General features: G+C 45.6%; 29 protein-coding genes. 15 read left to right on the top strand and 14 right to left on the bottom strand.

What is annotated here, in order from left to right:
- Positions 1-25: 25 nt before the first annotated feature.
- The 3 genes from mnmA to RDW05_RS09240 are packed head-to-tail and all read right to left on the bottom strand — an operon-like array spanning position 26 to position 3,322.
- Complete coding sequence (mnmA, locus tag RDW05_RS09250) at positions 26-1,099, bottom strand: tRNA 2-thiouridine(34) synthase MnmA (RefSeq protein ID WP_293806543.1); 1,074 nt, start codon at positions 1,097-1,099, stop codon at positions 26-28.
- Entirely contained in the window at positions 1,096-2,175 is a 1,080-nt protein-coding gene (hydE, locus tag RDW05_RS09245) for a [FeFe] hydrogenase H-cluster radical SAM maturase HydE (protein ID WP_307978800.1), read from the bottom strand. The genes mnmA and hydE overlap by 4 nt, the downstream gene beginning before the upstream one ends.
- Before the next feature lie 4 nt (positions 2,176-2,179).
- On the bottom strand, positions 2,180-3,322 hold the full coding sequence (locus RDW05_RS09240; RefSeq protein ID WP_307978798.1) for a cysteine desulfurase family protein: 1,143 nt from the start codon (positions 3,320-3,322) through the stop codon (positions 2,180-2,182).
- Between the two features lie 403 nt (positions 3,323-3,725).
- Here RDW05_RS09240 and cysK point away from each other — a divergent pair, with 403 nt between their 5' ends.
- On the top strand, positions 3,726-4,655 hold the full coding sequence (cysK, locus tag RDW05_RS09235) for a cysteine synthase A (protein WP_371417830.1): 930 nt from the start codon (positions 3,726-3,728) through the stop codon (positions 4,653-4,655).
- 117 nt (positions 4,656-4,772) lie between these two features.
- On the opposite strand, the gene RDW05_RS09230 is transcribed toward cysK, so the two are convergent.
- Positions 4,773-5,210, bottom strand: coding sequence for an Rrf2 family transcriptional regulator (locus RDW05_RS09230; protein ID WP_293722186.1), 438 nt, complete (start codon positions 5,208-5,210; stop codon positions 4,773-4,775).
- Between the two features lie 366 nt (positions 5,211-5,576).
- Here RDW05_RS09230 and RDW05_RS09225 point away from each other — a divergent pair, with 366 nt between their 5' ends.
- Positions 5,577-6,134, top strand: a complete 558-nt coding sequence (locus RDW05_RS09225) for a hypothetical protein (RefSeq protein WP_246869421.1) — start codon at positions 5,577-5,579, stop codon at positions 6,132-6,134.
- A gap of 96 nt (positions 6,135-6,230) precedes the next feature.
- Here RDW05_RS09225 and hemL read toward each other — a convergent pair whose 3' ends face one another.
- From hemL to RDW05_RS09185, 8 genes are all read right to left on the bottom strand, one after another.
- Positions 6,231-7,529 (bottom strand): glutamate-1-semialdehyde 2,1-aminomutase, encoded by a 1,299-nt coding sequence (hemL, locus tag RDW05_RS09220; protein ID WP_307978796.1) that lies wholly within the window; start codon positions 7,527-7,529, stop codon positions 6,231-6,233.
- Positions 7,530-7,541: 12 nt separating this feature from the next.
- Positions 7,542-8,531: a porphobilinogen synthase gene (gene hemB / locus RDW05_RS09215; RefSeq protein ID WP_307978794.1), complete on the bottom strand. Its 990-nt coding sequence runs from the start codon at positions 8,529-8,531 to the stop codon at positions 7,542-7,544.
- 14 nt (positions 8,532-8,545) lie between these two features.
- The gene (gene cobA / locus RDW05_RS09210) at positions 8,546-10,063 is read right to left on the bottom strand and encodes a uroporphyrinogen-III C-methyltransferase (RefSeq protein ID WP_307978792.1); all 1,518 of its coding nucleotides are present in this window, start codon (positions 10,061-10,063) and stop codon (positions 8,546-8,548) included.
- Between the two features lie 13 nt (positions 10,064-10,076).
- Positions 10,077-10,997, bottom strand: coding sequence for a hydroxymethylbilane synthase (hemC, locus tag RDW05_RS09205; RefSeq protein WP_374111030.1), 921 nt, complete (start codon positions 10,995-10,997; stop codon positions 10,077-10,079).
- Positions 10,969-12,273: a glutamyl-tRNA reductase gene (gene hemA, locus RDW05_RS09200; protein WP_293392372.1), complete on the bottom strand. Its 1,305-nt coding sequence runs from the start codon at positions 12,271-12,273 to the stop codon at positions 10,969-10,971. The genes hemC and hemA overlap by 29 nt, the downstream gene beginning before the upstream one ends.
- A complete protein-coding gene (locus tag RDW05_RS09195) occupies positions 12,227-12,889 on the bottom strand; it encodes a bifunctional precorrin-2 dehydrogenase/sirohydrochlorin ferrochelatase (RefSeq protein WP_307978787.1) in 663 nt (220 codons plus the stop codon). Before RDW05_RS09195 ends, hemA begins: the two co-directional genes overlap by 47 nt.
- Before the next feature lie 268 nt (positions 12,890-13,157).
- Entirely contained in the window at positions 13,158-13,703 is a 546-nt protein-coding gene (locus tag RDW05_RS09190) for an NADH peroxidase (RefSeq protein WP_307978785.1), read from the bottom strand.
- Positions 13,704-13,864: 161 nt separating this feature from the next.
- On the bottom strand, positions 13,865-14,476 hold the full coding sequence (locus RDW05_RS09185) for a hypothetical protein (protein WP_307978782.1): 612 nt from the start codon (positions 14,474-14,476) through the stop codon (positions 13,865-13,867).
- A gap of 178 nt (positions 14,477-14,654) precedes the next feature.
- Here RDW05_RS09185 and RDW05_RS09180 point away from each other — a divergent pair, with 178 nt between their 5' ends.
- From RDW05_RS09180 to RDW05_RS09170, 3 genes are all read left to right on the top strand, one after another.
- Entirely contained in the window at positions 14,655-16,265 is a 1,611-nt protein-coding gene (locus RDW05_RS09180) for a polysaccharide biosynthesis protein (RefSeq protein WP_307978780.1), read from the top strand.
- A gap of 13 nt (positions 16,266-16,278) precedes the next feature.
- Complete coding sequence (locus RDW05_RS09175; protein ID WP_307978778.1) at positions 16,279-17,217, top strand: peptidoglycan DD-metalloendopeptidase family protein; 939 nt, start codon at positions 16,279-16,281, stop codon at positions 17,215-17,217.
- A gap of 253 nt (positions 17,218-17,470) precedes the next feature.
- Entirely contained in the window at positions 17,471-18,397 is a 927-nt protein-coding gene (locus RDW05_RS09170) for an alpha/beta fold hydrolase (RefSeq protein WP_307978776.1), read from the top strand.
- Between the two features lie 39 nt (positions 18,398-18,436).
- Here the strand turns inward: RDW05_RS09170 and RDW05_RS09165 are convergent, their stop codons facing one another.
- Positions 18,437-19,084, bottom strand: a complete 648-nt coding sequence (locus tag RDW05_RS09165) for an HAD-IIIA family hydrolase (protein ID WP_307978775.1) — start codon at positions 19,082-19,084, stop codon at positions 18,437-18,439.
- Positions 19,085-19,188: 104 nt separating this feature from the next.
- Between RDW05_RS09165 and RDW05_RS09160 the strand changes: the two genes are divergently transcribed.
- The gene (locus tag RDW05_RS09160; protein WP_307978773.1) at positions 19,189-19,998 is read left to right on the top strand and encodes an HAD-IIA family hydrolase; all 810 of its coding nucleotides are present in this window, start codon (positions 19,189-19,191) and stop codon (positions 19,996-19,998) included.
- 43 nt (positions 19,999-20,041) lie between these two features.
- Positions 20,042-21,268 (top strand): M24 family metallopeptidase, encoded by a 1,227-nt coding sequence (locus RDW05_RS09155; protein ID WP_307978772.1) that lies wholly within the window; start codon positions 20,042-20,044, stop codon positions 21,266-21,268.
- A 62-nt stretch (positions 21,269-21,330) separates the two neighbouring features.
- Here the strand turns inward: RDW05_RS09155 and RDW05_RS09150 are convergent, their stop codons facing one another.
- Positions 21,331-21,969: an isochorismatase family protein gene (locus tag RDW05_RS09150; RefSeq protein WP_307978771.1), complete on the bottom strand. Its 639-nt coding sequence runs from the start codon at positions 21,967-21,969 to the stop codon at positions 21,331-21,333.
- 203 nt (positions 21,970-22,172) lie between these two features.
- Here RDW05_RS09150 and RDW05_RS09145 point away from each other — a divergent pair, with 203 nt between their 5' ends.
- The 8 genes from RDW05_RS09145 to RDW05_RS09110 all read left to right on the top strand — a co-directional run.
- On the top strand, positions 22,173-22,619 hold the full coding sequence (locus tag RDW05_RS09145) for a hypothetical protein (RefSeq protein WP_307978770.1): 447 nt from the start codon (positions 22,173-22,175) through the stop codon (positions 22,617-22,619).
- An 882-nt stretch (positions 22,620-23,501) separates the two neighbouring features.
- Positions 23,502-23,723 (top strand): hypothetical protein, encoded by a 222-nt coding sequence (locus RDW05_RS09140; protein WP_307978769.1) that lies wholly within the window; start codon positions 23,502-23,504, stop codon positions 23,721-23,723.
- 415 nt (positions 23,724-24,138) lie between these two features.
- Positions 24,139-24,555 (top strand): hypothetical protein, encoded by a 417-nt coding sequence (locus tag RDW05_RS09135; protein WP_307978767.1) that lies wholly within the window; start codon positions 24,139-24,141, stop codon positions 24,553-24,555.
- A gap of 14 nt (positions 24,556-24,569) precedes the next feature.
- The gene (locus tag RDW05_RS09130; RefSeq protein ID WP_293722229.1) at positions 24,570-25,001 is read left to right on the top strand and encodes a hypothetical protein; all 432 of its coding nucleotides are present in this window, start codon (positions 24,570-24,572) and stop codon (positions 24,999-25,001) included.
- An 83-nt stretch (positions 25,002-25,084) separates the two neighbouring features.
- Entirely contained in the window at positions 25,085-25,534 is a 450-nt protein-coding gene (locus RDW05_RS09125) for a hypothetical protein (RefSeq protein WP_307978764.1), read from the top strand.
- A 188-nt stretch (positions 25,535-25,722) separates the two neighbouring features.
- On the top strand, positions 25,723-26,088 hold the full coding sequence (locus RDW05_RS09120; protein ID WP_307978762.1) for a hypothetical protein: 366 nt from the start codon (positions 25,723-25,725) through the stop codon (positions 26,086-26,088).
- 94 nt (positions 26,089-26,182) lie between these two features.
- Positions 26,183-26,479, top strand: a complete 297-nt coding sequence (locus tag RDW05_RS09115; protein WP_307978760.1) for a hypothetical protein — start codon at positions 26,183-26,185, stop codon at positions 26,477-26,479.
- A 13-nt stretch (positions 26,480-26,492) separates the two neighbouring features.
- On the top strand, positions 26,493-26,953 hold a 461-nt coding region (locus RDW05_RS09110), incomplete at its 3' end, for a hypothetical protein (protein WP_307978758.1).

The raw sequence follows: 26,953 nt of genomic DNA, 5'->3' as shown, positions 1-26,953 counted from the left end.
ACTGATGCTTTTAATTTGCAGGGTATTATACGATTGTGCCGCCGCCGACAACTACGTCACCGTCATACATAACAACGGACTGGCCTTTGGTGATAGCGCGCTGAGGCTCGTCGAAAACGAGCTGCAGCGTATCTGCGTCAGGCTGGGTAACAGTTGCCCATTGCTCCTGCTGATGGTAACGGATGCGTGCTTTCACACGACGCGGTTCGGTGATAGCGTCGCAGTCGATAAGGTTGATGTTCTTGGCTGTAACGTTTTTGGTAAACAGTCCCTCGTTTGTTGTGAGGATAACTGCATTGTTCTTGGTGTCAATCTCTTTAACGTACATAGGCTGCGGCAGCGCCAAGCCCAGGCCCTTGCGCTGGCCTACGGTGTAATGGATAATACCCTTGTGTCTGCCAAGCACGTTGCCTGCCTCGTCTACGAAGTTGCCGGGCTTAAATTTTCTTCCCAGGCGTGCTTCGATAAAATCAGCGTAGGTGCCTGTCTGTATAAAGCAGATATCCTGACTGTCATGCTTTTGAGCGTTGACGAAGCCATGCTTTTCGGCAATTTCGCGTACCTGTGTCTTATGCAGGCCGCCGAGTGGGAACATAGCGTGTGCCAGCTGCTCCTGCGTGAGGGAATAAAGCACGTAGCTTTGGTCCTTCAAAGGATCAACTGCCTTACGCAACAAGTAACGGCCTTTGGCTTCATCATAGCTGATTTGCGCATAGTGGCCGGTGACAACATAGTCACAGCCAAGCTCCTGTGCGCGCACGAAAAGTTGGTCGAATTTCAGATAACGGTTGCAGTCAATGCAGGGGTTAGGTGTTCTGCCGTTAACGTAAGCGTCTACGAAACGGTCGATAACGTCGCGTTCAAAGCGGTCGGCAAAGTTGAAAACGTAGTAAGGCATGCCAAGGCCGGTTGCTACGCTGCGGGCATCTGCTACATCATCAATGGAGCAGCAGCTGTTGGCTTTGGAAACGCCGATATCCTCGTTGGCAAAAAGCTTCATGGTTACACCGGTGCATTCGTAGCCCTGCTCCAGCATCATCAATGCGGAAACGCTGGAATCAACGCCGCCGCTCATGGCGATTAGTGCTTTCTTGTTCATAATTTTTCTCCTTCTGATTTATCTAAAGTGCGGCGTACATCGCCTCTGTCGGTTACTATGTTATAGCCTGCCGTTTTTATGCGTGTTTCCAGACAGCCACGGCATTGGGCTGCCTCCTCACCGGTGCAGATTTTGTTGGCGTACAGCTCATATTTTTTGCGCACTCCTACAGGCGAAAGGTTAGGCATCACAACGTTGCCGCCGGCCTGCAGCCCCAGCTCGCGTCCGTTGGGATGGATAGTGCCGAGCGCTGTTGTCGATGGCAGCAGTGCGTAAGGGAAGAGCAGTCGCAGGATAGACAGCAGGCGCAACGTCTGCTCTAAAGTACCGCTTGCCATATCCTTAAACGGTGTGTGTTCATGCGTAATATAAGGACCTATGCCAATCATATCAGGTTGCAGCTTTTGCAGAAAGCGCAGGTCGCTGACAAGGTTTTGCGGTGTCTGGTAGGGGGAACCGACCATGAAGCCGGAGCCTACCTGATAACCGATTTCCTTGAGGTCAAACAGACAGCGTTTGCGGTTTTCCAGGCTCATGCTGGCAGGATGTAGCTTGGCGTAATGCTCTGCATCTGCAGTTTCGTGGCGCAGCAGATAACGGTTGGCGCCTGCATCGAAGTATGCCTGATAGCCGGCACGGCTCTTTTCGCCGATGGAAAGTGTAATGGCGCAGTCCGGATGCTGCTTGCGAATGGCGCTGACGATGGCGCAGATTTTGTCATCCGTATAATACGCATCCTCGCCACCCTGCAGCACGAAGGTACGGAAGCCGAGCCTATAGCCTTCAGCGCAGCAGGCCAGGATTTCCTCCTGCGTCAGACGGTAGCGTTCCGCAAGGCTGTTGCCGGCGCGGATACCGCAGTAGTAGCAGTTGTTTTTGCAGTAATTGGTGAATTCAATCAGACCACGGATATAGACCTTGTCGCCGTAATATTGACGGCGGAGTTTATCCGCTTCGCAGGCGAGCAGGTTGTTGATGTCAGGTTCAGTGCTTGTTATCAGCGTCAACAGCTCTGCGTCGCTCAGGTCATGCTCACAGGCGAGCTTTTTTATTAAATTGGCAGTTGTTGACAGCATAATTTTACCTCCGTAAGCGGTTTACCGCTTCTGTAACCTTAGTTATAATTGTTTGGACTTCGTCTATAGTATTGTATTCGCACAGCGAAAAGCGCAGGGCGCTTTGAGCTGTTTCCTTGCTCAGGCCGAGAGCCAGCAGTACATGGCTGGGCTCAAGCGAGCCTGCGGAGCAGGCAGAGCCGGACGAGCAGCAGATACCTTCGTTAGAAAGCAGCGAAAGCAGTGCTTCGCCGTTTATTCCCTGAAAGCTGTAGTTGACAGTACCGGGCAGGCAATGCTCACGGCTGCCGTTGAAACCGGCGCCGTCAATTTTATCTAAACCGTTGCGCAGAGCATCGCGCAGACCTGTGATATAAGCAGTATTTTGCTGCATATTTTCCTGTGCATCTTTAAGCGCTGCGGCAAGTCCGATGATGCCGGGAAGGTTTTCAGTACCGGCACGCTTGCCGCGCTCCTGACCGCCGCCGCGGATAAGACTTGTAAGCTGAAGATTGCTGTTGGCGAATAAAAGGCCGATGCCCTTCGGTCCATGGAATTTGTGCGCGGAAAGCGAAAGCATATCTATGTTATCGCGCTGTACGTCGATAGCAAGATGGCCTGCGGCCTGCACGGCGTCGGTATGAAAAAATACACCGCGCTTGCGGCAGAGCGCTCCGATTTCACGTATAGGCTGGATGGCACCTGTTTCGTTGTTGGCGTACATGACGGAAACAAGACAGGTGGTATCTTTAATAGCTTCTGCGACCTGTGCGGCTGTGACGATGCCGTCAGCCTGCGGACGCAGCAGCGTCACTGTAAAGCCTTGTGCTTCCAACGCTTCAAGCGTATGCAAAATAGCGTGATGCTCCATAGCAGTGCTGACGATGTGGCATTTGCCCTGCTTTTTGCCAATAGCCGCAGCGCTGATAAGCGCCTGGTTATCTGCTTCGCTGCCGCCGGAGGTAAAGAAAAGCTCCTTCGGCGCACAGTTCAGTACCTGCGCTACCTGCTGGCGCGCGCGGAAAAGCGCAGCGGCGCTTTGCTGTCCTAAAAGGTGCACACTGGATGCATTGGCATATATTTCCTGAAGATAGGGCAGCATTGCCTTGACGGCAACGTCACCCATTTTAGTTGTAGCTGCATTATCTGCATAGATAAATTGCTTCATAATAATAAAACATTCTCCTTCAATAGCGGAAATCCTGCTTTTACTTTTATATTATACGCTTACCGACGTGAGATTTACAGAGTCATCATCTTTTTGCGGCGTATTTTGAGTAAAATTCAATTCCTACTGTCTTAATATGTTTCATATGGTACAGTACGACTGCTTTTTTGTCAAGCGAAGAAAATTTTAATTCTTTTTGTTGACAGACCAAAAAAAATCAGTATAATAATACCTATAAATCGACTATGATTACTAGAGATTACAAAACAGAGAAAATGAGGGATTATACTAATGAAAAGATTGCATTTTGATACACGATGTTGACTCTGGTTACCTGTTAATATAGAGCAAAAACTAAACGAAGAAAATTACTGATTATAGAAAGACAAAGGAGCGATTTATTATGGCAATTTATACTAGCATTACTGATTTGATTGGCGGCACTCCGCTGCTGGAGCTGAAAAACTACGAAGCTGAAAACAAGTTGGAAGCAAAGATTCTGGGCAAACTGGAATACTTCAATCCCGCCGGCAGCGTCAAAGATAGAATTGCCAAAGCAATGATTGATGATGCAGAGGCTAAAGGTGCTTTGAAGCCGGGGGCTACTATTATTGAGCCCACCAGCGGCAACACCGGTATCGGTCTGGCATCCGTAGCTGCTGCCCGCGGTTACAAAATCATTTTGACTATGCCTGAAACCATGAGTGTTGAACGTCGTAACCTGCTGAAGGCTTATGGCGCACAGCTGGTACTGACTGACGGTGCTAAGGGTATGAAGGGTGCGATTGCCAAAGCTCAGGAGCTGGCAGAAAGCACTCCGAACAGCTTTATCCCCAGTCAGTTCACCAATCCTGCTAACCCTGCAACCCACAGAGCATCTACCGGTCCGGAAATCTGGCAGGATACCGAAGGCAAGGTTGATATCTTTGTTGCCGGTGTAGGTACCGGTGGTACTGTTTCCGGTGTAGGCGAATACCTGAAATCCCAAAATCCAAATGTGAAGGTTGTTGCTGTAGAGCCTGCAGGTTCCCCGGTACTTTCCAAAGGTGTTGCCGGTCCGCATAAAATTCAGGGCATTGGTGCAGGCTTTGTACCTGACACTTTGGATACTAAGGTTTATGATGAAATCATTGCTGTTGAAAACGAGGATGCCTTCAAAACCGGTCGTGCTATTGCCCATAAGGAGGGCGTGCTCGTAGGCATTTCCTCCGGTGCTGCTGTTTATGCGGCAACTGTGCTGGCAAAACGTCCGGAAAACAAGGGCAAGGTTATCGTAGCGTTGCTGCCTGATACCGGCGAGCGTTATCTCTCCACTCCGTTATTTGCTGAATAAGCAGATAAAATACATATCACATCCCATTTCCTAACCAAAAGAAAGCAGTCTGCGCAGACTGCTTTCTTTTATTTGGAGAGGAAAAAACCGCCGGCTTTATGAAACCGGCGGTTGGCATCAAATGGAATAATTATCAATGCTGCGCGCTTTGTAATTGTCAAGAATATCCTGTAGAGTGATGTTATCCAGGTAATCCGCAATAACCTTGTTCAGTCCTTGCCACAGCGGCAAGGTAATGCAATCGTTGCGGCGTTCGCAGCCCACAGGGTTAAAGTCCAGACAGGCTACCGGCGTAAGGTTACCTTCTGTAAGGCGCAGAATGCTGCCGACAGTATACTCACGCGGTGCGTTGACCAGACGGTATCCACCCTGAAAGCCACGGTTGGCCTGTAGGAAATTTGATTTATTCAGAATAGGAACAATCTGCTCCAGATATTTTTTGGAAATGTTTTGTCTTGCGGCAATGTCCTTGAGGGCAACAAAGCCATCCTGCTGATGCTCTGCCAGATCCAGCATCATACGCAGGGCATAGCGTCCTTTAGTTGATATTTTCATTGTTTCTCCACCTTTGAGTTAAACTCGGTAATTATCTATAAACCTACTTAAATTATATGCTATTATGGATAATAAGTCAAATCTAGGAGGAAGAGCCGGTGAAATAATAAGCAACAGACGGAAGTATTTATGGATAGCGAGATTTTTATAAAGGTAATGCACAGCTTTTATCCACCAATCCACAAAAGTTATGCACATTGTGGATAACTTTTGTGAAAAACTGGGGATAAGTGGGAAATTATCGGGATAAATCCACCGGGAGAAGTGAATAACCTAATTTAAAAAAATCATTTTTACATAGTACTTGCAGGTTATCTCAAATAGTGCTATAATCACTAGCTAATACTTGATTTGGAGGAAATAGTCTTGGAACATAAAAATATTTATCAACTTGTTCTCGCTGGTGTCCTGTGCGCTATAGGTTTGGTTGTACCTATGGTTATGCCGAAGGTGATTATCGGACCGATGTCCTTTACTTTGGGTGCGCATGTGGCAATTTTTTTGGCAATGTTTATTTCGCCTAAGGTGGCAGCTGCTGTTTGCCTTGGTACAACGATGGGCTTTTTTGTAACCACACCCCTGATTATCGCTGCGCGTGCAGCAACCCATATCATTTTCGCTCTGGTTGGTGCATTAATTATTAAGCGCTATCCGAATATTATGGAGAGCTTCGTGGCCGGTATCGGTCTGAATCTGGGACTTGCCGTATTGCATGCTCTGGGTGAGGTGCTTGTGGTAGCGCCTTTCTTCTTCAGCGGCTATATGTTTACGCCGGAGCAGCTGTCCAATGGCTTTGTAATGAGCGTTATTGTGCTGGTCGGCGCAGGTACAGTTTTGCATTCTGTTATGGATTGCAGTATTTCCGTGCTGCTGTGGAAATTTGTCAGAGCAGCAGTGCCTTCGATTAAGCTGATTCGCGGGTAATACTCAATATTAAAATTAAAACTAAAAGCGTGCAGGCTTGCAGCTGACGAATGTCAGCATGTGCAAGCCTGCACGCTTATTTTTATGCTTTAGCTATTATTTTCTTGCTTTGGCAACCTCAGCGAAGGCAACTTCTGCTGCGTCGATAGTCTTTTGTAAATCCTCGGGACTGTGAGCAACGGAAACGAAGTTTGTTTCGAATTGGGAAGGAGGCAGATAGATACCCTGCTCCAGCATGGAGTGGAAGTAGATTTTGAAGGCTTCCAGATCGCTGCCTGCAGCGCTGTCAAAATCAGTTACCGGTTTATCGCTGAAGAAGACGGTAAACATGCTGCCGAGACGGTGAATTTGTACAGGCACACCGGCCTTAGCTGCGGCCTTTTCCAAGCCGCCGGTCAGAATAGCGCAAAGGCTTTCTGCGCGGTTGCAGACGTCGTTCTGCTCCATGTAGGTGAGTGCGGCAATACCTGCAGCCATAGCCAGCGGGTTACCGCTTAAGGTACCTGCCTGATACATCGGGCCGGCAGGTGAAACCATCTGCATGATTTCGCGTTTGCCGCCGTAAGCAGCAACAGGCAGACCACCGCCGATTACCTTGCCGAGGCAGGTAATATCGGGATCGATGTCATAAAGGGATTGGCTGCCGCCCTGAGCGCTGCGGAAGCCGCTCATAACCTCATCACAGATGAGGAGAGCGCCATACTTTTTAGTGATGGCACGTACGCCTTCCAGGAAGCCTTCATGCGGAAGTACAAGGCCCATGTTGCCTGGAGTCGGTTCCATAATAACGCAGGCGATTTCTTCGCCGCGCTCAGCAAAAACCTTTTCCAGAGCGGGCAGGTCGTTGAACGGTACGGTAATAGTTGTTGCTGCTACTGCCTTAGGCACGCCCGGGCTGTCGGGTACGCCGAAGGTAGCGCCGCCGCTGCCTGCTTTTACAAGCAGGCTGTCATGATGACCATGGTAGCAGCCGATGAATTTAATGATGCAGTCACGGCCGGTGTAGGCGCGTGCTAAGCGCAGAGCGCTCATGGTTGCTTCGGTACCGCTGTTGACCATGCGGACCATATCCATGGACGGAACAAGGTGGCAGATTAATTTTGCCAGCTCGGTTTCGGCAACGGTCGGAGCGCCGTAGGAGGTGCCCTTTTCAGCAGCAGCTTTGATAGCGTCGGTTACACAGTCGGGTACATGGCCCATGAGCAGCGGACCATAGGACATAACGTAGTCGATGTATTCGTTGCCGTCGATGTCATAGATTTTGCTGCCCTTGCCGCCGGAGATGAACGGCGGTACACCGCCGACACTGCGGAAGGAGCGCACGGGGCTGTTAACGCCGCCGGGGATATATTGGCGTGCTTCCTCAAAAGCAGCCTGAGATTTTGTATGTTCCATTGTTATATCTCCTTATTTGCCTTGCAGCCATTTTGCTACATCAAGCGCATGGTAGGTAATAATCATTTTGGCACCGGCACGCTTGAAGCCCAGCATGGTTTCCATAACGATACGTTTTTCGTCAATCCAGCCTTTTTGGGCTGCAGCCTTAACCATAGCATATTCACCGCTGACATTATAAACGCACAGCGGACGGTTAAAGGTTTCGTGTACACGTTGTACAACGTCGAGGAAGGCCAGCGCAGGTTTAACCATAACGATGTCAGCGCCTTCTTCAATATCCAGAGCAACCTCGCGCAGAGCCTCGTCACTGTTGGCGGGGTCCATCTGGTAGCCTTTGCGGTCGCCGGCGGACGGAGCAGAATCTGCTGCGGCGCGGAAGGGACCGTAGTATGCGGAAGCAAATTTTGCGGAATAAGCCATGATAGGAATATGGTTGAAGCCTGCTGCATCCAGTGCTTCGCGGATAGCCTTAACATAACCGTCCATCATGTTGGAAGGAGCAATCATGTCAGCACCGGCCTGAGCGTGGGAAACAGCAACCTTAGCCAGCAGCGGCAGAGTTTCATCGTTGTTGACGGTGCAGCCGTTTTGCAGCACGCCGCAATGACCATGCTCGGTGTATTCGCACAGGCAGACGTCGGTAATGATAACCAGCTCAGGATATTTTGCTTTAATCAGCTTGCAGGACTGCTGTACAGGTTCGTTCATATCCCAGCCGCTGCTGCCGACAGCGTCCTTGTAGGATGGTACGCCGAAGAGCAGGACAGCGGGAATACCCAGCTCAACAACCTCGTCAACACATTCCATAACGCGGTCGATGGACCAGTGGTAGTTGCCGGGCAGAGATTCGATTTCATGTTTAACGTTTTCGCCGGGAACGACGAAAAGCGGATAGATTAAGTCCTTTACGGAAACCTCGGTTTCACGGATCATTGCACGCAGATTTTCAGTAGCGCGTGTGCGGCGCGGACGGTATACAGGAAAACCGGTAATACTCATCTTGATACACTTCCTTATTTATTATAAAAATTTGTGATAGCGGTCATGAGGCCGTCGATTGTATATTCAGCGGCATTGATAGCCGGAGTATAGCCATGCTTTTTCAGGGTATCAGCAGTTACGGGGCCGATAGCAGCCAGAGCAGCCTTGTTCAGCAGCTCCTTCTTGTCACCGAGAACCTCGAGCAGGTTGGTTACGGTGCTGCTGCTGGTGAAGGTTACGATGCTTGCTTCGCCGCTTTCAAGGGCTTCTATGAGCTCGTCCTTGTTTTCGCAGTCAGCAACGGTTTCGTAAGCAGTTACAACGTCAACAATAGCGCCGATTTCGCGCAGGGATTCGGGCAATACTTCGCGTGCAACCTTAGCACGTGCCAGCAGGATTTTGTCACCGGCGGTGATTTCGCCAGCAAGAGCTTCTGCCAGCTCCTCTGCTTTATAAGCAGAAGGAATGAGGTCGGCGGTGAGGCCATGCTCTGCCAGAGCCTTGGCGGTGGCGCTGCCGATAGCGGCGAGTTTAACGTTAGCCAGGGCGCGTGCGTCCTTCTTAGCAGCGCCCAGACGCTCGAAGAAGTAATCTACGCCGTTAGCGCTGGTGAAGACAAGCCATTTGTAGTCATTGATATTGGCAATAGCGTTGTCCAGCGGAGCGTAATCTGCTGCCGGAACGATTTTGATTGCCGGAGCTTCGATAACCTTGGCACCCTGTGCTTCCAGTTTTTTGGTGAGAGCACTGGCCTGTGCGCGTGCACGGGTAACGATAACGGTTTTGCCGAAGAGGGGCTTGTTATCGAACCATTGCAGCTGCTCACGCAGGCGTACAACCTCGCCTACGAGGAAAATAGCAGGCGGTTTCATGCCGGTTGCCTTAACGTCAGCGGCAGCTTTGCCGAGGGTGGTAATCAGAGTGCGCTGCTCGGGATGAGTGCCCCAACGGATAACGGCAGCCGGGCAGTCGGCGCTGCGGCCGTTAGCGATGAGCTCACGGCTGATTTTTTCGATGTTTTCTACACCCATGAGGAAAACGAGGGTATCAACGGAGGTTGCCAGACCCTTCCAATGGATGGTGGATTCGCCTTTAGTAGGATCCTCGTGGCCGGTGATAACAGCAAAGGAGGTTGCTACATGACGATGGGTAACAGGGATACCGGCATATTCGGCAACAGCAATAGCACTGGTTACGCCGGGAACGAATTCAAACGGCAGGCCTGCTTCACGCAGTTCGATGGCTTCTTCGCCGCCGCGGCCGAATACAAAGGGGTCGCCTCCCTTCAAACGTGCTACAACCTTGCCTTCGGCAGCCAGTTTTACCAGCAGCTTGTTGATATCAGGCTGGCGCATGGTGTGGTTAGCGCTGGCCTTACCAACGTAAACCATTTCTGCATTCTTGCGGGCGAAGGCCAGGATACGCGGATCTGCCAGGCGGTCATAAACAACAGCGTCTGCAGTCTGCAGACATTCCTTGGCCTTGAGTCCCAGAAGGCCCGGGTCGCCGGGGCCTGCACCGATTAAATATACTTTACCTTGTTTTGTCATGATGTCACTCTCCTTAAAGAATTGCAGCCAGAATTTCCTGACCGCCGGCAGCCAGCATTTTTTTGCCAAGCTGTTGACCGAGGCTGACAGCGTTATCAGCCTTGCCGTTTATTGTATCACGCAGAATAGTGCTGCCGTCTAAGGCAGCAATGATTGCTTCAATGCGAATGTTTTCACCTTCAACGTCGGCATGTACGCCGATAGGAACCTGACAGCCGCCTTCCAGTAAGCCCAAGAAGGCACGCTCGGCATCGGTAGCCTGCTTGGTGGTCAGGTCGTTTAAGAAGCTCAGCATATCGCGTACTTCTTTATCCTCGGTACGTGCTTCGATTGCCAATGCTCCCTGGCCGACAGCCGGCAGGCAGACATCAGCAGGAATCAGGCTGGAGATGCGGTCACCGTGACCCAGACGCTCTAAGCCTGCAGCTGCCAGAATAATAGCATCGTACAGTCCCTCGTCCAGCTTACGCAGACGGGTATCAACGTTGCCGCGCAGGTCGCGGATTTCCAGATCCGGACGTTTAGCTAACAGTTGTGCCTTGCGGCGCAGGCTGCTGGTGCCGACTACAGCGCCGAGCGGCAGTTCTTCGAAGCTGCCATATTTGTTGCTGACAAAAGCATCGCCGACGTTGGCACGTTCGGTAATTGCTGTCAGGCACAGGCCTTCCGGCAGAACGGTAGGCATATCCTTCAGACTATGTACTGCCAAATCAATAGTACCGTCTAAAAGATCCTCTTCAATTTCCTTGGTAAATAAACCCTTGCCGCCGATTTGCGCCAGGGGTACGTCTAAAATACGGTCGCCTTTGGTGACAATTTTTTTCAGTACAACCTCACATTCAGGGTATTGCTTGCGCAGTAAGGCTGCAATATGATTGCTTTGCCAAAGCGCTAAAAGACTTTGTCTAGTCCCAATCGTCAATTTTGCTTTCATCACCAAACTCCTCTCCGGTTTCGTTTAATAAAAATAAATCACACATCATCTTTTTATAGCGTTCTTCCTCTGCGGTGCCTGCTACAGCATTCATAGCCTTCATAGGCTCGCGCAGGAATTTATGCTCCAGACGTTGAGTCATCAGGTCAATAATGCGCTTTTCGTGGTCTGTAAGCTCCGGCATTTTAATAAAGGCCTTCTTCAAAACCTTCTGGCGCAGGAAATTCATTTTATCATGCAGCTGTACCATAACAGGGCGCATTGTGTAATAACGCAGACGCTCCTTGAGGGCACCAATCTCTTCGCTGATAATCTGTTCGGCAACGTGAGCTTCCTTTTCACGGAAGTTTTTATTGGTATCAACAACGCCTTCCAAATCGTCAATGTTATAAATGGTTACGCCGTCAACATCGGCAAGTCTTGGATCGACGTCACGCGGAACGGCAATATCAATCAGAATCAGCGGCCTGCCGTTGCGCTTGGGGAGCAGAGGTCCCAAATTTTCTACGGTAAGCACGTAATGCGGCGCACCGGTAGAAGTTATGATAATATCGGCATCAGCGGCATGCTCGAACATGGCACGGTAGGGAATAGCCGTACCATGGAACTTGCCTGCCAGATTCTGCGCTCTTTCGTAGTGACGGTTGCTGACGCAAATAGTTTGCGCACCCTTGTCCAACAGATGCTGTGCGGTGAGCTCACTCATATGACCGGCACCGACTACCAAAATCTGCGCCTTGCTCAGGTCACCTAAAATTTTGATGGCCAGGTCAACAGCTGCACTGGAAACAGATACGCTGCTGTAGGCAATTTTTGTTTCGGTACGCACACGTTTGCCGACAGCAATTGCCTTATTCATGATGGTATTGAGAATTGTATCTGTCATACCGTTATTGCGGGCAATCTGATAAGCATTTTTAATCTGGCTGAGAATCTGGCCTTCGCCGACAATCAGGGAGTCCAGACTGGATGCTACACGGAACAGATGCTTGACGCAATTTGTTCCGTTCAGATTGTAAAAATAATCGCTTTGGTAATGTTCACCTGCTAAATGCTTGAGCAATGATTTGATAAAAGGAATTGCTTCATGCGGATTTTCGATAACCATGTACAGCTCTGTGCGGTTGCAGGTGGAAAGCAGCATGGCTTCGGGAATGTTATCGTAATTGCGCAGGCGGCGCAGAATACTTGCCACCCTGTCATTGGAAAAATTGAAACGTTCACGGATCTCAACGGGGGCGGTCCTGTGATTGAGTCCTAAAACTGTTAACTGCATCTAATACCTTCTCCTTTGCTTGAGCAGGCTTACCTGCTATAACTGAATTTAGTAAATCCTGTTTTAAAACACTGCGCCAAAATAGTGTCCGTTCCTCTGGCGTGCTGTCGATATTCTTTACTTCTTTCCTTTGCAGCAGCAGGAAGCTGTTGAAGTCGGCCAGCTCCGGTGTCAGGATATGCTCCAGCTGCTTTTTCAGCAAGCGTGTGAAAGCAGGCATACCGCCTGTTGCCAGTGCTATGGTAATATCACCTTCGCTGATAGCTGAGGGGACAGTGAAATTACTCAGCTCCGGTTCAGTAATATTGTTGATAAGGCAGGGAGCAGCGTCTGAAATCTGCCTGTTGACGACCTTATTATCTGTGGCGGCAATAACCACAAAGGCGTTCTGCAGATATTCAGGCTTGTAGTAATCCTTGATGAGCGTGCAGCCTTGAGCTGAGGCGAGTTTTTGGACTTCGTCGCAGAAGAGCGGGGCGACAACGGTTACATTGGCACCGGCGTCCAAAAGCGTGGCAAGCTTACGGGCGGCAACAGTGCCGCCGCCGATGATTACGCAGTTTTTGCCTGCTACACGCAGCATTGCAGGATAATGAAAATTAGTTTTATTAAGCATATAATTAACCACCTTTAGGAACGTGATAATGAGTGTCATTAAATATGTTTCCTAACCTTTATATAATATCATATCTGAAGCAAATTATAAAGATATTGAAGGCTTTTTAAGTGTGAAAAACATAAGAAAATGTATAGAAATAGAAGAAAAGTGAAAAAATTCCGGAAAAGATAAAAAGAGGTGCTTAAATGCACAAAAACTCCCGCCGCAATCTATAGGGATTGCCAGGCGGGAGCCTTATTAAGTCTTATTAAAATTTATTGGTTAATTATTTGCCGAAGTATCTTTTCAGCAGGCCTGCGAAAGCTTTGCCGTGGCGAGCTTCGTCACGAGCCATTTCATGAACGGTGTCATGGATAGCATCCAGGTTCAGTGCTTTAGCACGTTTTGCCAGGTCGGTTTTGCCTGCGGTTGCACCGTTTTCAGCTTCTACACGCATTTCCAGGTTCTTTTTGGTGGAGTCGGTTACAACTTCGCCCAGCAGTTCTGCGAATTTAGCGGCATGTTCAGCTTCTTCAAAAGCAGCTTTTTCCCAGTACAGGCCGATTTCCGGATAGCCTTCGCGGAAAGCTACACGGCTCATTGCCAGGTACATACCAACCTCGGAGCATTCGCCGTTGAAGTTAGCACGCAGGTCAGCTTTGATATCTTCAGGAACGTCGGAAGCGATGCCTACAACGTGTTCGGCAGCCCAACCAATTTCAGCAGCCATTTCCTGGAATTTGGAAGCGGGAGCGCCGCATTGCGGGCATTTTGCCGGAGCAGCTTCGCCTTCATATACATAACCACATACTTGACATACAAATTTTTTCATATTAGTTCCCTCCATGTTTTTATATTGCATTGCTTAATTTTATTTTTGACTTGCACAGCTTGTGTGCCCTTGACACTTATATAATAACACAGGCTGGCACAGTTGTCAATAATAATTATCCGTTAATTTTTATTTTAATTTAGTTAGCCGTAGCTGACGAATTAAAATTTGAGAGTTAAGCCCAGGTTAACACCTTTAGCCTTCATGTCGAGGTCTTCGCCGAAGGCATCATCGAATGTCTGGTTGTAGTAAGAAGCGTTAACTTCCAGGTTGTTCAGAATAGGCTTGCTGATGCCGATTTCATAGCCGCTGTTTCTGTTGCCGTAGCCCACATTTCCCCAAACAGTGAAGAGTGCGGGAATGTCATAGGCAGCCTGCAGACCGATTTGACCGGAGTTTTTGGTTTTACCGCCAAAGTCACCGGAGGTATCAGCGTTCAGATAACCTGCGTAAGCGGAAATACCCGGCAGAACCTTATACATAATATTAAATTGTTGGGCGCGGGTTTTTGCTTCGTCTGCTTTGTAATTATTCCATTTGTAGTTTAAAGCAGTTTTTTGGCCGAGACCAACAGTTGCGCCAAGATAGGTGCTGTTGGATTTGCTGAATTTATAGTTGTCACCTTTAAGACTGGATGGCAGAGTAATGCCTGCATCAATAGCAACCTTGTCGGCGTCATAATTCTTCAGCGGAGAAGCATCGGCGCTCAGGCTGCAGGTAGTAGCAAGGCAGATTGCGGCGCCGAAAGCTAATAAAGCATGTGTGGATTTCATTTGGTATCACTCCTTTTACAACATAATTTTGCTCTTAACTTAATTTTAGCATATAAAGATAGTTATGCAAGCAAAAAGCAGTGATGTGTTTATGACAAATCTGTTAAAAGTACTTGTAAATTTGCGCGGAAAAGAGGATAATTATAATGTATGACTATAGATAAAATAAGGGGATTTTATGAGCGCAGATAATAAAGCTTCTAATAGTAAATTTTTAAAGGGAACCTTAATTCTCACAGCTTCCAGTATTGTGGTCAAGGTTATCGGTTCTCTGAACTGGATTATTTTATCACGTGTATTGGGTGGCGAAGGTATCGGCCTGTATCAGATGGGCTTTCCAATCTATCTGATGGCAATCACTGTATCTAGTGCCGGTGTACCGGTGGCAATATCGATTATTACCTCCGAAAAGCTGGCAAACAAGGATTATCGCGGCGCGAAGCGAGTATTTAATGTTTCACTGCGAGTGCTGCTGTTGACAGGCGTGTTATTTTCGTCCTCACTGTTTTTTGGTGCGGATTGGTTGATTAATAATCATATTATCCGCGACAGCCGTGCGTATTATTCTATTATCGCTCTGGCTCCGGCGGTTTGCTTCGTAACCTTTCTGGCAAGCTTCCGCGGTTACCTGCAGGGCTGGCAGATTATGACGCCGACGGCAGTCAGTGAGATTGTTGAGCAGCTGACGCGTGTTATTACCATGCTCTTTTTTGCCGACCTCTTCATGCCGTACGGTCTGGCGTTCGCTGCAGGCGGTGCCAGCATGGGTGCAGGCGTAGGCGCGTTCTGTGCACTTTTGGTGCTGATGTGGTTCTATCGTCGTCTTAAGCAGCGTCTGCAAAAGGAAATGGCAGAGCAGGATGACAGTGCGCCGGTAGAAAGTGCCGGACATATCATCAAGCGTCTGCTGAAGCTGGCTCTCCCTGTTTCTCTGACCAGCCTGATGCTGCCAATAGGTGCTAACCTTGACCTTCTGATTGTGCCGCAGCGTCTGGAAGCAGCCGGCTTTGATATTCATCATGCGACTGAGCTGTTCGGTTATCTGACAGGTATGGCAGTGCCGCTGGTTAATCTGGCGACGATTTTTACTGCTGCGATGACCATCAGTCTGGTGCCGTCAATTTCCGAATCTCGTGCGCTGAGCAGCTTTGATGCTATCCGTGATAAAATCCGCATTGCTTTCCGCGTAGCGATGATTATTACCTTCCCTTGCTTTATGGGCTTGTATTGTCTGGCAGAAAAGGTTGCGGCGCTTGTGTACAACGCTCCCGGTGCGGCACCTGCGATTCAGACGATGAGTATCGGTATTCTGTTCTTAGGTATGCATCAGATCAGTACAGGTATTCTGCAAGGCCTTGGCCGCACAGCAATTCCTGTAATCAATATGATTATTGCCTGCATTGTAAAAATTGCTATGAGCTGGTATCTTACTGCTGTGCCGGAGCTGGGCATCCGTGGTGCTTCGATGGCGACGGTGGCAGATTTCGCCGTGGCAGCGATTATCAATATGGGCTTTATTTACAAGCTGACAGGCTATAGCTTCTCTGTTGGCAGCATTATCCGTCCCTGCTTTGCTTCCGGTGTTATGGGCGCGGCGATTTACGGCGTGCTGATGCTTACAGAAAGCATGGGTATGTGGTGTGTACTGTTTGCAATGGCGGCAGCTGTTCCTGTCTATGCATTGGCGCTGCTGGCCTGTGGTGGTCTGAATAAAGAGGATTTGGACAACGTGCCCTTTGTGGGACGCAGATTGTTGGCAGTAGGCCAACGCTTTGGTCTTTTCAAGTGAGGTAATTAAAATAATGGAGGAAAGGAAATGTGAGCTGCGCTTGCCTAATGGCAAGGTAGTAAAGTTTTCGTATGCTAAGCTCAAGGCAGGCATTGCTGTTACTGCCCTGGTGCTTGTAGGAGCAGTCGGCGGTGCCGGCTATTTATATCATCAGCTGGCGGATTATCGCAGCGAAGCAACTGATTATGCTGCATATAAGCAAAACAAGGCTGAGCAGCAGACAAAGCTGCAGAAGCTGTTGCAGGATAACGAAAGAATGCTGCGTGACATGGCGGAAATTTCCAATTTGGAGAAAAAGCTGCGCCGTGCCGTTATCCGTGATCTAGACAGCAGCAAGCTGGGCGAGGGCACCAGTATGGTTGATTCGACAGCGGCAAAGGAAACGTCTGCCAATACGTCTTATACAGGCAAGGGCGGGCCTGCTAAAATGGATATCAACGGCACCATGGCGGTGCTGACTGCGCAAAATGCCAATATCAAAAAGATGCTGGACGGTACCAAGAAATCTGTCAGTGAGCTTTTGAGTGAGGTTGAAGGCTCCGGTGGCGGGATGGCATCCTTCCCGGATAAATGGCCTACCGACGGCGGTACTATCAGCAGTAATTACGGTGTGCGCACCGGTCCGATTGAGGGCGGCTATGATTGGCATCCCGGTCTTGATATAGCAGTCGATTTCGGCGCACCGGTTTATGCTACGGCTGCCGGTACGATTGAACAGGCAGGCTGGAACGGCGGCTACGGGCGCTATGTACGTATCAATCATGGCAATGGCTATGAAACAGCCTATGGACATATGAGCGGTATTGCTGTTGCTGCAGGACAGAAGGTTATTAAAGGCGAAATCATCGGCTTTGTCGGCAGTACAGGCTACAGCACCGGTCCCCATGTACATTATGAGGTGCTGGCAGACGGTCAGAATATTGATCCGTTCTATGTGCTGAAAAACAGGTAAAGACTAATAGCCGTCAGTCTTTGTGGAAAATTTTAAATAGACTTTTTCTGAACCACTATAACGGAATAGTTGTAGTGGTTTTTTGTATGAGCAGTTCAGGTTGGGATTAGCGATTTAAGGCTGCAAGTTATCTCTTACTGTAAAAAATACGTAAAACATTTTGCTTAATCATGTTTCCTGCTTTACAGCAGAAAGCGCCAGTGTTATCATTATCTTAATATTATAAATAATTACAGGCGAGGAGGTCCGCATTATGTCCATCAGAGAAATTTCCTTCCCTTCTGCTAACGGCAGAGATACCATCAAGGCCTGGTCTTACAGTCCTTTAGGCAAACCGAAAGCTATTGTACAGCTGATTCACGGCTACGGTGAGCATTCACGCCGCTATCTGCATATGATCAGCAAGTTCAATGAAGCAGGCTTTGTAGTGTTTGCTGATGACCATCTCGGTCACGGTAAAACCGGCTATGACGGAGGCACCCTGGGTGATCCACATTCCGGCGGTTATATGACTTACCTGAAGGATGAAAAAGCCTTGCATGATATTGCTAAAGAGGCTTATCCCGAGCTGCCGTATTTCGTTTTCGGCCACAGTTGGGGTTCTATGCTGGCGCGTGCTTATGCGTCAATCTACGGTGAGGATATCAAAGGTATGATGCTGTGCGGTGTCTGCTCGCAGTGGCAGGGCTGTGAGGATGCCTATGTTAATGAAGAATTTAAGGCTGCTTATGAGGAAAATCCGTATCAGCCATGCGGCGTTTGGTTTGAGCGTGTCTTCTGCGGCATGACGGACAGAGTGGAAAATCCCAACAGTCCGGCAGACTGGATTGCAACAGATCCGCGCATTGTTGAGGACCATGCAGGCGATATGTTCAATACCTTCGATACTACGCTGGAGCTGTGCTATGATTTCGTGCAGCTGTATCATTATATTGAAAATGATGAGTGGGCTGCCAAGGTGCCGCAAAATATTCCCAGCTATCTGATTGCCGGTGATCAGGATCCCTGCGGTAATTACGGCGAGGGCTTGTATCATGTAGCGAACCTGCTGGCAAAAACAGGACATAAGGTCTCCGTAAAGCCGTATCCTGGCTTCCGTCATGAAATTCACAATGAGCTGTGCTTGCGTGACGAAGTAGAAGCAGGCTTGATTAAATTTATGGATAATTGCTTAGCGTAAAATAGTTATAAAAAATGGGCTGCCTTACGGCAGCCTCTTTTACTTTATAAGCTCCCAAATATCGCCAACGTTTTCAGCCAACAGCTTAGCGCCGTGTGCTTCTAAAAAGGCGCGGCCTCTGAAGCCCCAGCAGGCGCCGATGCAGGCAACTCCTGCATTGCGGGCGGTGTCGAGGTCGGTATCCGAATCACCGATGTAAATAGTGCTTGCAGGCTCAGCCTTTAATTGCTGCATGATTGCCAGCAGCATATCCGGCGCAGGCTTTTTGGCGATGCCGGCGCGCTCGCCGCAGGCAGCGTCGAGCTGGCCGTCAAAATATTGCTTAGCCAACGCCTGTACGCCGTAATCCGCTTTGTTGGAAACAATGGCGGTGCGGCAGCCTGCAGTGCGCAGCTGCTGCAAAAGCTGCGGCACGCCGTCGTAGGGGCGAGTGCTGTCAGCGCAGTGCTGCTTGTAGTATTTGTTGAAGCTGGCAAAGACCTCCTCCTGCAGCTCTGCAGGGGTGTCAGCCGGTACCGCACGCTCAATCAGCTTGCGGATGCCATTGCCGACAAACCGGCGCACTTCGTCTGTGGTGCGCTGAGGCAGCTTGTGTTCTGCTAAAGCATGGTTGGTAGCGGCAGCTAAATCTGCCAATGTGTTGAGTAAGGTACCGTCAAGATCAAAAATAATGGTTGTATATTTCATGATTAATCTCCTTTTGAACTTCAGATTTTCTTCCTCGTCTATTGTAGCACAAATAAGGCAAATGCTTTATAATATTGTTATATTTTAAGTATGGAGGATAGAGCATGACTTATGATTACGCTCGCTTAGCGAAAATTAAGTGTTTTCTTTTTGATATGGACGGAACCATTAACCTGGGTAACGAACTGATTCCGGGTATGGAGGGCTTTTTTGATAAATTGAAGGCAGCAGGCAAGGATTATTATCTGCTGACGAATAATTCTTCCCGTAGCCACGAGCATTATGTGCAGAAGATGAACGGACTGGGCGTACCTGTTACACGTGAGAATATCTTGATTTCATCAGATGCGTTGACCAACTGGATGCAGAAGAACAAGCCGGGCGCGAAGCTGTTTGTGCTGGGAACGCCGCAGCTGTTGGCAACAATTGAGGAAGCAGGCTTTACGCTGACAAATACATTAGAGGAGGGCGCTGATTATGTAGTTGTCGGCTTTGACCAGACACTTACCTATGACCGCCTTACTACCGCCTGCCGCCTGATTGACAAGGGTGTGCCGTACGTTGCTACACATCCTGATGTACGCTGCCCGATTGAAGGTGGTGAATTCATTCCTGATACCGGTGCGATGCTGGAGCTGATTAAAACTGCTACCGGCAAAAAGCCGCAGCTTATTTTCGGCAAGCCTTATAAGTATATGGTGGATGTGGTTTTGGACAAAACCGGTTATAAAAAAGAGGAAATTGCTATGGTGGGTGACCGCCTGGCAACTGATATTGCCTTTGGCCTGAACAATGACATTCTTTCGGTAATGGTGCTGACAGGTGAAGCAACCATGGAAGATGTAGAAAACGGTTCGATTAAGCCGGATATTATTTTACCGCATGCTAAGGAAATTTTGCAATATCTTGGTTAATAACGGATAAATATTTTGTCTTGATAATGAAAGGAGTATTGCTATGGCTGTTTTGGAGCAGACTGCTGTATTGACTGATGCTATTCGCCCGGTGCCTGCGAGTGAGCTGGAGGCGCGTCTGGAGAAGTTTCGCCGACTGATGGATGAAATGCATCCCGGTTGGGAGATGGCTGCAGTCAATCATAAGGTTGCAATGTATTATTTCACGGGTACGATGCAGGAAGGTGTACTGCTGATTCGTCCGCAGGATGCAATTTTCTGGGTGCGCCGCAACTATGAGCGCGCAGTAAACGAATCGCATTTCAGCGATATCCGTCCGATGCACAGCTTTCGTGAGGCTGCTGCCTATTATGGCAGTGCGCCGCGCATTATGTATGTAGAAACGAAGAAGGCTACTCTGGATTGGGAGCGTATGCTGCATAAGTATTTTGCCTTCGAAGAGGTTGGCTCCTTTGATGCGGTACTGCAGGAGTTGCGTCTGCGCAAGAGTGCTTACGAGCTGCAGCAGATGGAACACTCCGGTGCTATTCACGAAACCGTGCTGGATGTTATTGCACCGAAGCTGATTCATGCAGGTATCAGCGAGGCTCAGCTGGCTATCGAGCTTTACAGCGAGATGGTGCAGCGCGGCTCACACGGAACAGCGCGCTTTAACCAGTCCTTGGGCGAGGAGGTTGTCGGTCTGGCTTCCTTTGGCAAGAGCGGTTTAGTACGCACCGGCTTTGACGGCCCCGGCGGTACCGGCGGCACCTGTATAGCGGTACAGTCCATAGGCAATGCCTTCCGCAAGCTGAAGTCCGGTCGACTGGTTTATCTTGATGTTCCCTGCGGCTTTGACGGTTATCATACCGATAAGACTGTCGTATATTATTTCGGCAGCCTGCAAAAGGATGAGCAATGCGCAAGGCTTTTGACGGCGCAGCAGCGTTGCCTGGAGCTGGAGCAAGAGGTAGTGTCCATGATGGTTCCGGGTGAGCCGATTGAAAACCTGTATCTGCGCACTATGGAAAAGTTCGAGAATGTTTATGGTGATGCGTTTATGAACGGCGGCAAATTCCTGGGTCACAGCATTGGTCTGGTGATGGATGAAGCGCCGGCTATAGCCAAGGGCTTTAAGCAGCCGCTGGAGCTTGGCATGACTTTTGCTGTAGAGCCTAAAATTGCTTTGCCGGGTTTAGGCTTGGTAGGTACGGAAAATACCTATGTGGTTACGGAAAAGGGCGCACGTTCACTGACAGGACGCTCACACGCATTGCGTGAAATTGAATAGTAGTACAGTACAACAAAAATGCTGCGGGCGCAAAGCCTGCAGCATTTTTTTGCAGTTGTGTCTTATTCAGATAATTCCTTGGCGCACTCTACGAATTTTACTCCGGCAGCAGCCATTTCCTGCATAGCGCTTGCGATGGTTTCGGGAGCAATGCCGCGGCAGGCAGCTTTGTTCAGGATAACATCGAAGCCAGCGGCCTTCAGCTGCAGTACAGTGTTTTTTACACAGTAATCGGTTGCCAGACCGCCGCAGATAACGGTGGTGATACCGTGGCAACGCAGATATTCGATGGCACCGGTGGAAAGAGTGTCCTTCAGGTCATGGTAGCATGCACCGTAGGGGTGCTTGTCTGCTTCAATGCCCTTGAACACCTGATAATCATAGGCAGCTTCATCGAGGCCGTCGATAAAGTCAAAGCCTTTGGTGCCGATGATAGCGTGTGCCGGCCAACGGATATCAAGATCCGGATAGCCGCTGATGGGAGTGAGCGGAGCATGCTCAGCGTCGCTGATCCAGAGCGCGCAACGGCTGTGCGCGTCGCGGGAAGCGAGGCGCAGGCTGGCGAACTGTGCCTGGGCGTTCAGCTCGGGAGCGATGGTGTCGCCTTCGGCAACCGGCAGCTCGTCGGGGCAGACCGGGGTGAAGGTGTTTTGTGCGTCAATATCAAAGGAGGCAATGTATTTTTTTTCCGGTAATTGCATAGTGAACCCTGCTTTCTGTTTTAATTTAGACTTATTGTAGTATACCGCCGTGATTTTAGCAATAGGGAAAATGCTTTTGCTATCAGTATTGCAAGTGGTAACGATATTAATATAAAAGGTGGCAACGTAGCCAGTGAAGCAGGAAAAGCCGACCTTGCTGCCGAAAATAATACAAATATCGCTATTGTAGAGTAGGTGAAATCATGTTAGGATTATTAGATATATATATTGAGCGTGATACTTTTCAAATCTCTGTATTAGTATATCATATTAACCATATAGGCTTTGGTGAAGCTATGAAAGAGTTGATAAACGTAAAGAACATGTCACATTTGAAAAAGGCGGTTGAAGACGCAATTGCTTTAAGCTTATCAGAGTATAAGAGAGATGTAGAAAAATGCAATTTTTTTAAACTTACGAAATATAAAACTTGGAATAAGTTCTTTAATGCACATTATGTTATTGGAATAATGTATGAAAAAGAGAAGAATTTATATACAATTACAGTACCTGAAAGAGATAAGAAAACTAAATCATTCGGTAATACTGTAAGTGGTTTTGAGTTTAAAATAAAGAAGGAAGAATTTGATTCTCAATTTGATGGTATAATTAAAAAAATAATGGATAATCTTGAGGAATATCAAAGCTGATTTTGTTGGAATTAGTGTCAATGTTAGCAAGGATAATGTTGATAGTAAATATGAAAGCGTTACAGATTAAAGCGGTATTTACGCAGGCAAAGATGTCTTTGGCATTGGAAAAAATACTGATTTAAAAGGCGTGATAATTTTCAGCACAACATGAAGAAAATAGTATAGGTACATTAATGCCTTATCAAAGAAATATCTCTTGAAAATAATACTGTTACTTCAAAGAGAGAAGATGTCTTGGGCAATACTACAAATATAAGTAACAATCAACTTTGAACAAGAAAAATTATAAGATACATTAAATTATACAGGTCTATTATTTTATATAAAAACAGCAGGTGGTATCTTAAACAAATGAGAAGAGTAATAATATATTTTCTGTTTATAATGATTCTTGGGTTTTATTACAATGATATGATTAATATTCCATTGTGGCAGCGATATTTTCCTATAGCTAACATGATCTGATTGATAACGATAGCCAAAAATATAATGTTATTAAAGATAATTTAGGAAATAATTTTTATAATAAATTAGATATAACAGCTAAAGTAATTAGTATATATGGCGATGCTAGTTCCTTCGCTATTGCAATTAAGAAAGGGAGAGTTGATAATATAAATTGGGATAAAGTAATTACAGATGATTTTGAAAGAATAAGAGTAAAAGAGATGTTAAATGATATAGGAATTTTAATGGATGTAAAAACCATAGAGGAGTTAAAACAAAATCATGAAACAGATAACTAGTCGCTACATAAAGAACTACATGATATTCTATTCTATATTCTATCTTATATATATAATCTTACCGAATAAAGAGTGTGGTATAAATGAAGAGGCGTGAAAAGCATATTTTCCAATAAAGTTATTGCTTATATTTATGGCATTTTTATGGACTAAAATTTTTAATGATGCTAAAAAAATGATGTATTATAGAGATAAAGATAAAATCAAGTTTGAGCATTTAGGAAAAAAGTTTGTTTATCAAAACACCTTGATTTTTATGTTGATTGCAGTTTTTTTTGTATTTATAGCACCATATATATTACTCTTAATACGTGATGTATATGGAGTAAACTTAAGTTTTTTGGTTATAAACTAAAAGTACTATTCCGCTCCAAATAGGGTATCATTAATGTTGATATGAAGACTGCAAAAGCGGCTATAATTTGTCTTTGTCTTTGTCAAAAGCTGTTGTTGGCATTTTTGCTTACTCAATCATTCTTAAAAAAATTTCAGAAATAGTTCTGTCGCAGGTGAGAGCTTGTGCTTGGTGAACGTACAACTTCCTGTGGTTTGAATGTAAGCATAGTATAGTTTCGAAACAAGGTCGCTAGTCAGTAGCAAAGGCTTTACATATTGAGGGGAGTTTCTGTTGGCGGAAAGTTAGAAGCATTTGACGGTGTTTATTATGGTATTACACCTGATAATTATAAAATATTAATGATTGGGGTTGGATTTTCAGTAGGTGCAAGTGTTGATTATTCGATTACATGGTGATGTAAAGGAGTTCGGTTATGGTAATACATAAGTCGATAGTATATATTTTGCTAACAGAGGTAATTGTATTTTGTTTATGCATTTTTCCCCCCAATACTAGAAATTTGGTAGAGGAGGATTACGCTATTTCACATATGGATATTGCTCTTGAAAAGGTTTTAAGGTTAGACTTACCTAAAAGTGATATAAGTAATTTCTACATTTCTTTTAATCCTGGTAAGAGTAGTTGTAGAGTGGCAGTGATTAATATGAGCTTTAATTCTAATATGGGATTTGAGGAGCTTTCGGAAGCAATTTTTAATAAGCACGACGGATATAAATTGAGCAAGCGAAATGGAGATACCTCAAGAGTATATATAGATAACAGATTAGAGTATAGAATACAATACATTAAAGATATTCATAAGTACAATATAATGGTAACGCTTCTGTAAACATGGGGGATAATATGAAGAAACAGTTTATTGTAACAGCAGTTTTAAGTTTGTTTTGTGCTGCAGTATTGGTATATTCAAATGCTTTGTTAAAATACAGCAATGATGTAATAAACAAAGAAAGAGCCATGTATTTGCAATTGATTCATTTGAGGGTACCGACTGAAGCAAAGGTAGTTAAGCTCGAAACGCAAAGATATATTTTAGGAGATTGTACTTTAAACTGTGTTTTGAGTTGCAAAAATATAGATATATCTGAACAGTTAAAGGAAAGTATCAATAAAAATGGTTGGATAATAATAGAGTCAAATGCAAAGAAAACAATATATAAAAAAGGTAAGGTTTTATTGATTTTTGATGATAGTAGAGATGTATATTCTTTATTGTTTGTTGATTGTCGTGATCAGATAGTATCTTTTTTATATGGTTTACCTTTAAGTAGGTAAGGTTATAAAGCTAGTGAAGCAGAAAAAGCAGACCTGATTGCCGAAAATAATACAAATATCGCTATTGTATAGTAGGTGGCAAAATGAAAGGATTATTAAACATATATATAGAAAAAAACACAGGTGAAATATCTATTTTGACATTGCATGTTACAAGTATTGGATTTAGTAGGAGCATGGGTAGTATTATTGAAAATGTTGATATTAAATCATTGAAAGAAAGAGTATTTAGATGCCTAATGCTTAGCTTAGAAAATTACAAATATGATAAAGAAGAATTTGTTGATCCATTTAAAAAAACAAAATATAAAATATGGAATCATTTTTTTAATATGCACTATCTTATTGAGGTCATTTATAGAGAAGAATTGAAAGAATATGAAATTGCAATGCCTGAACGTGACAGAATAACTAAATCATTCGGTAATACTGTAAGTGGTTTTGAATTTAAAATAAAGAGGGAAGACTTTGATTCTCAATTTGATAGTATAATTAAAAAAATAATGGATAATCTTGAGGAATATCAAAGCTAAATTTGTTGGAATTAGTGGCAATGTTAGCAAGGATAATGTTGATAGCAAATATGAAAGCGTTACAGACCAAAGCGGTATTTACGCAGGCAAAGATGGCAGAAGATAATAATGACCTTTTATTAGAACAACAGCAGCAATTTTAGATGCTAATGTGGCTTATGTGAAATTAGAATACATGGGGAATACAAATGAAAAATAAAATAGTATATTTAATTATAATATTATTATGTGGATATAATGTGTTTGTTCCTTCAGATTCGTTGCAAAAACAAGAATTGAAATACGTTAATGAATATATCAAATTGCCGTTACCAGATGATAGCGAAACTTTGATACCGCAAGGGAATAAAGTTCCGCGGTATTATTCGTTATATGCTGATAAAAACTTTGATTTGGAAGAATTTTTATCTATATTACGTAGACAAGGATGGGTTGAGCACGAAAAATATAGAGATAATGAAGTTTACTATTATGTGTTTAGAAAAAATGGCTTTTTATATACTTTACGAATATATGATAATGGGAGATGGGGTGATGGATTAATATATGAATAATAAACTTATTAAAAATATATTACTAGTAGCGATTATATCATTTTTGCTTTTTTGCTTGATTAAGATAGTGGGGAATATGGTCTTATATAATTCCATGGAAATAAATGAAACAGAGCGATTTTTTTGGTCATGTGCAAGAGAACTGCAGTTACCTGGAGAAGTAATTCGCTTTGAAGAAAAGAAGGGTATGCATTTTATAAAAGATAAAACTATCATTAAAGTAAGGCATAAAAATGATAAAAAATTAAAAGAGAATGAAATATCAGATCTTTTTAAAAAAGATGGATGGAAAAAAGAAAATAATAGAATGATTTTTTCTAAAAAACAATCATATGTTGAAGTGACTTCTATCAATGAAGATTATTATGAGATATTATATAAACATATGTAGTTGACTATAATAAATGCTGAGCGGCGAGAACATCCGCCTGAATGCTAAAAAGGACGTCAGCATTGCTGGTGGTATTTTGAGTGCGAAAAATGATGTGGACTTGAATGCTAAAGTAGGTGAAATCATGTTAGGATTATTAGATATATATATTGAGCGTGATACTTTTCAAATCTCTGTATTAGTATATCATATTAACCATATAGGCTTTGGTGAAGCTATGAAAGAGTTGATAAACGTAAAGAACATGTCACATTTGAAAAAGTCGGTTGAAGACGCAATTGCTTTAAGCTTATCAGAGTATAAGAGAGATATAGAAAAGTGCAATTTTTTTAAACTTACAAAATATAAAACTTGGAATAAGTTCTTTAGTGCACATTATGTTATTGGAATAACATATGATGATGAAAAATTGTTATATAGAATAAGAATGCCTGAAAGAGATAAGAAAACTAAATCATTTGGTAATACTGTAAG

This window comes from uncultured Phascolarctobacterium sp., from assembly GCF_902463975.1.
Lineage (GTDB): Bacteria > Bacillota > Negativicutes > Acidaminococcales > Acidaminococcaceae > Phascolarctobacterium_A.
This window is presented reverse-complemented; position numbering and strand designations above follow the sequence as displayed.